This window comes from Hydrogenophaga sp., assembly GCF_048549895.1.
Classification (GTDB): Bacteria; Pseudomonadota; Gammaproteobacteria; order Burkholderiales; family Burkholderiaceae_C; genus Hydrogenophaga.
The window spans coordinates 1-3783 of sequence record NZ_JBLYYB010000081.1 but is presented as its reverse complement, the minus strand read 5'-3'; the positions used below and the strand labels follow the sequence as shown (position 1 = coordinate 3783).

The window sequence follows — 3783 nt, the reverse complement described above, 5'->3', positions numbered from 1 at the left end:
TCCGCGGCAACCATATGAATCTTGGTGTTCCATCCGCCTCGTGACTTTCCGATGGCTTGTGGGCCGTTTTTTTTAGTGCCCCCGTGCCGTCGGGATGTACCTTGATGCTTGTGGAGTCCAGAGAGACCGCTTCGATCTTGATTCGCACGACCTGTGCACGCTGCAACTCCTCGAACATGCGATCCAGGACGCCGGCTTTGGTCCAGCGGTTCATGCGGGTGTAAATCGTGTGCCAGTTGCCAAAGCGCTTGGGCAGTCCGCGCCACTTGCAGCCATGCTCGGCCACATAAAGGATCGCATTGACCACCTGCAGGTTACTCAGGCTTACGTTGCCACGCTGCTTGGGCAGGCAGTGCTCAATGGTGGCGAATTGTGCGGGCGTGATCTCCATGCCGGATATTGTCCAGCGCAAACGACACGATCGCTATTAGTGTTAACACGCCCTAATAGACTTAACCGGCTGACCGGGCTTTAGCATGCCCTGCGAGAACCAGCTACTGCCCAGCTTGGGTCCGAAGAAGTCCCCCGCACGCACCAGGAGCACTCTGCAGTTCTGGCTGCTGGCCTGCTTCAGACGCTGCTCCATCTCCACACGTATGCTTCCCTTCCGGGTGATGGGCTGCTGCGGTGAATCCTCATGTAACGTGGGAAAGGAGCTGGGACCGTAGTTGTAGACTGTGCCAGGCAGCACGATAGTAGCTCCGTTAGCATGCGCGGCGGCGATGGTGTTGTCCAGCATGGGCAGTACCAGCTCACCCCAACGACGATAACCGGGTGGGTTGACTGCGTGCACTATGACGGAACAGCCTTCTGCTGCTGCCAGCACGTCCTCGCGGTTCATGGCGTCGCCGCGAATCCAGACCATGCCGTCGCGCCGCTCAATTTGCTGCTCACCGCTTCGGCGCAATGCACGCACTGTCCAGCCAGCATCGCGTAATTGCCGAGCCATTTCGCCACCAATGCCGCCGGTGGCTCCTAGAACCAAGGCCGTGTTGCTTTCCATTCATTACCCCCGGATGTGTTGCGATGGCAAGGAGTTTCTAGCGGGCACTGCTATTAAGCAATTGACCAAGATGTGATAGTCGCCATACATTTTCGTATGACCATCAACAACACCGATATTGGCTGGGAGCTGTATCGCACCTTTTTGGGCGTACTGGAAGAGGGCTCGCTGTCCGGTGCAGCGCGCTCCATGGGAATTGCCCAGCCCACCGTGGGGCGGCATGTCGACGCACTGGAAACAGCATTGGGCGTGACGCTGTTTACCCGTTCGCAAACGGGGCTACTACCCACCGAGGCGGCGCTAGCGCTGCAGCCGTTTGCCCTGACCATGTACAGCGCTGCCGCTGCGCTGAAGCGCGCGGCCGAAAGCCAAGGCTCAGGTATCCAAGGCACAGTGCGAGTTACGGCCAGCGAGGTGATAGGGCAAGAGGTATTACCACCTATCCTGGCGAAACTGCAGGACACACACCCGGACCTGACGGTAGAACTGGTGCTGACCAACAGGGTGCAGGACCTCCTGCAGCGCGAAGCCGACATCGCCGTGCGCATGACACAGCCCAGACAGGAGCAACTAATTGCCCGATGCGTTGGAGTGATGCCACTTGGCTTTCATGCGCACAAACGCTATCTGGACAAGCACGGGACTCCCAGCTCTCTGGCTGATCTGGCTCAGCACGCGCTGATTGGCTTTGATGAAGAGACGCCGTTCGTGCGTGCCGCACGCAAGGCATTCCCAATCTGGAACCGCGAAAACTTTGCGGTGCGTACCGACAACGACATGGCACAGATTGCGCTGATCCGAGCTGGCTGCGGTATTGGCGTGTGCCAAATGCATATAGCGGCGCGCGACCTGAATCTGGTGAACATATTGCCTGGCAGCATTCCGCTGAGCCTGGAGACCTGGCTCACCATGCACGAAGATCTGCGCAATAACCCGAGCTGCAAGGTGACATTTGATGCACTGTTGAAGGGGCTACAAGACTACGTGACTCCCTAGCAAGTCGACATCGATCTGACCAGATGAGGTTGCTTGCCAATGACTGAAGAACCTGACTTAGTTGACGGTGTGAGAAAAGAGCCTTGGCGTCTACCAAGGCTCTTTTTCATATTTCCGGCGCTTTTACTACGCAGGCAGGGCGACCAGTGGGTTTCCGTACATAGGGTCATCCTTTTTTGAGGCCAGTGCCTTTTCAAGGTTGATGCCCAGGGCCTTGGCTACGCCTGCACCGTATGCAGGGTCTGCGGCGTGGCAATTGCGGATGTGACGGAACTTGATGAACTCTGGAGCGTCGCCCATGGCTCTGCCGGTGTTGCCAAAAAGCGCTTCCTTCTGACCGTCGTTCATTAGACGGAACAACTTGCCAGGTTGCTCGAAGTAGTTGTGGTCATCTTTGTCGTAGCTCCAGTGGGCTGCATTGCCGGTGAGCTTGAGCGGCGGCTCCGAGAACTGCGGCTGGCCCTGCCATTGGCCAAAGCTGTTGGGTTCGTAGTGCGGCAAAGCACCATAGTTGCCATCGACCCGCCCCTGACCATCGCGGTGGTTGCTGTGCACTGGGCAGCGAGCCTGATTGACAGGGATCTGGTGGTAATTTACGCCCAGTCGATAGCGCTGAGCATCGGCGTAGTTGAAAAGGCGTGCTTGCAGCATACGGTCCGGACTGACACCGATACCAGGTACCAGATTGCTAGGGGAAAAGGCCACCTGTTCAACGTCGGCGAAAAAGTTCTCGGAGTTTTTGTTCAGCTCGAACTCACCAACTTCGATGAGCGGATAGTCGCCCTTGTACCAGACCTTGGTCAGATCGAACGGATGCAAGGCGTACTTCTCCGCATCAGCCTCTGGCATGACCTGAATAAACATCGTCCACTTGGGATATTCGCCACGTTCGATGGCTTCATACAGATCGCGCTGATGGGTTTCACGATCCTGGGCGACCAATTCGCCGGCCTCTGCATCGGTAAGGTTCTTGATGCCCTGCTGGGTCCGGAAATGCATCTTGACCCAGAAACGCTCGCCGGCCTGGTTCCAGAGGCTGTAGGTGTGCGAGCTGAAACCGTGCATATGACGGTAGCTGGCAGGGATGCCGCGATCGCTCATGACGACAGTGACTTGGTGCAGAGCTTCGGGCAGAAGCGTCCAGTAATCCCAATTGTTGGTGGCGCTGCGCAAGTTTGTGCGAGGGTCGCGTTTGACGGCCTTATTCAGATCAGGGAACTGGCGAGGATCGCGGATGAAGAACACCGGAGTGTTATTGCCCACCATGTCCCAGTTTCCCTCTTCGGTATAGAACTTCAGAGCAAAACCACGGATATCGCGCTCGGCATCGGCCGCACCGCGCTCCCCAGCTACCGTAGTGAAGCGGGCAAACATCTCCGTCTTCTTTCCTACCTCGCTGAAAATCTTAGCGCGGGTGTACTTGGTGATGTCGTGCGTGACCGTGAATGTGCCGAAGGCACCCGATCCCTTGGCGTGCATGCGGCGCTCTGGGATGACCTCGCGCACAAAACCGGCCAGCTTTTCATTCAGCCAGACATCCTGAGCCAATAAGGGGCCGCGAGGACCTGCAGTGAGGCTGTCGCGGTTAGTGACCACGGGGGCGCCGAAGTCAGTAGTCATGTGGGTTACGGGGCACTTTTTGGTGTCGTCGCTCATGAATTTCTCCTAATTGGTTGTGGGGCCATCAACGACTATAGGCTAGGGCGTGTTAACACTAATAGCGATCGTGTCGTTTGCGCCGGACAATATCGGGCATGGAGATCACACCCGCACAATTCGCCACC

Annotated in this window: 2 protein-coding genes and 2 pseudogenes; 1 reads left to right on the top strand and 3 read right to left on the bottom strand. The window is 57.2% G+C overall.

Translation table 11 applies throughout. The features are described from left to right. Window positions 1-391: pseudogene (locus tag ACN4F8_RS09125) on the bottom strand (IS5 family transposase); the annotation flags it as partial. 54 nt (window positions 392-445) lie between these two features. Then, window positions 446-1003 (bottom strand): annotated as a pseudogene (locus ACN4F8_RS09120) (NAD(P)H-binding protein); the annotation flags it as partial. Between the two features lie 96 nt (window positions 1004-1099). Between ACN4F8_RS09120 and ACN4F8_RS09115 the strand changes: the two are divergent. Beyond that, window positions 1100-1999, top strand: a complete 900-nt coding sequence (locus tag ACN4F8_RS09115) for a LysR family transcriptional regulator (protein WP_060784212.1) — start codon at window positions 1100-1102, stop codon at window positions 1997-1999. A 126-nt stretch (window positions 2000-2125) separates the two neighbouring features. On the opposite strand, the gene ACN4F8_RS09110 is transcribed toward ACN4F8_RS09115, so the two are convergent. Then, window positions 2126-3655: a catalase gene (locus tag ACN4F8_RS09110; RefSeq protein ID WP_406560094.1), complete on the bottom strand. Its 1530-nt coding sequence runs from the start codon at window positions 3653-3655 to the stop codon at window positions 2126-2128. Window positions 3656-3783 lie beyond the last annotated feature (128 nt).

Coding starts and splice junctions, on each gene's coding strand:
- ACN4F8_RS09115 (WP_060784212.1), top strand. CDS start 1,100: ATGACCATCAACAACACCGATATTGGCTGGGAGCTGTATCGCACCTTT.
- ACN4F8_RS09110 (WP_406560094.1), bottom strand. CDS start 3,655: ATGAGCGACGACACCAAAAAGTGCCCCGTAACCCACATGACTACTGAC.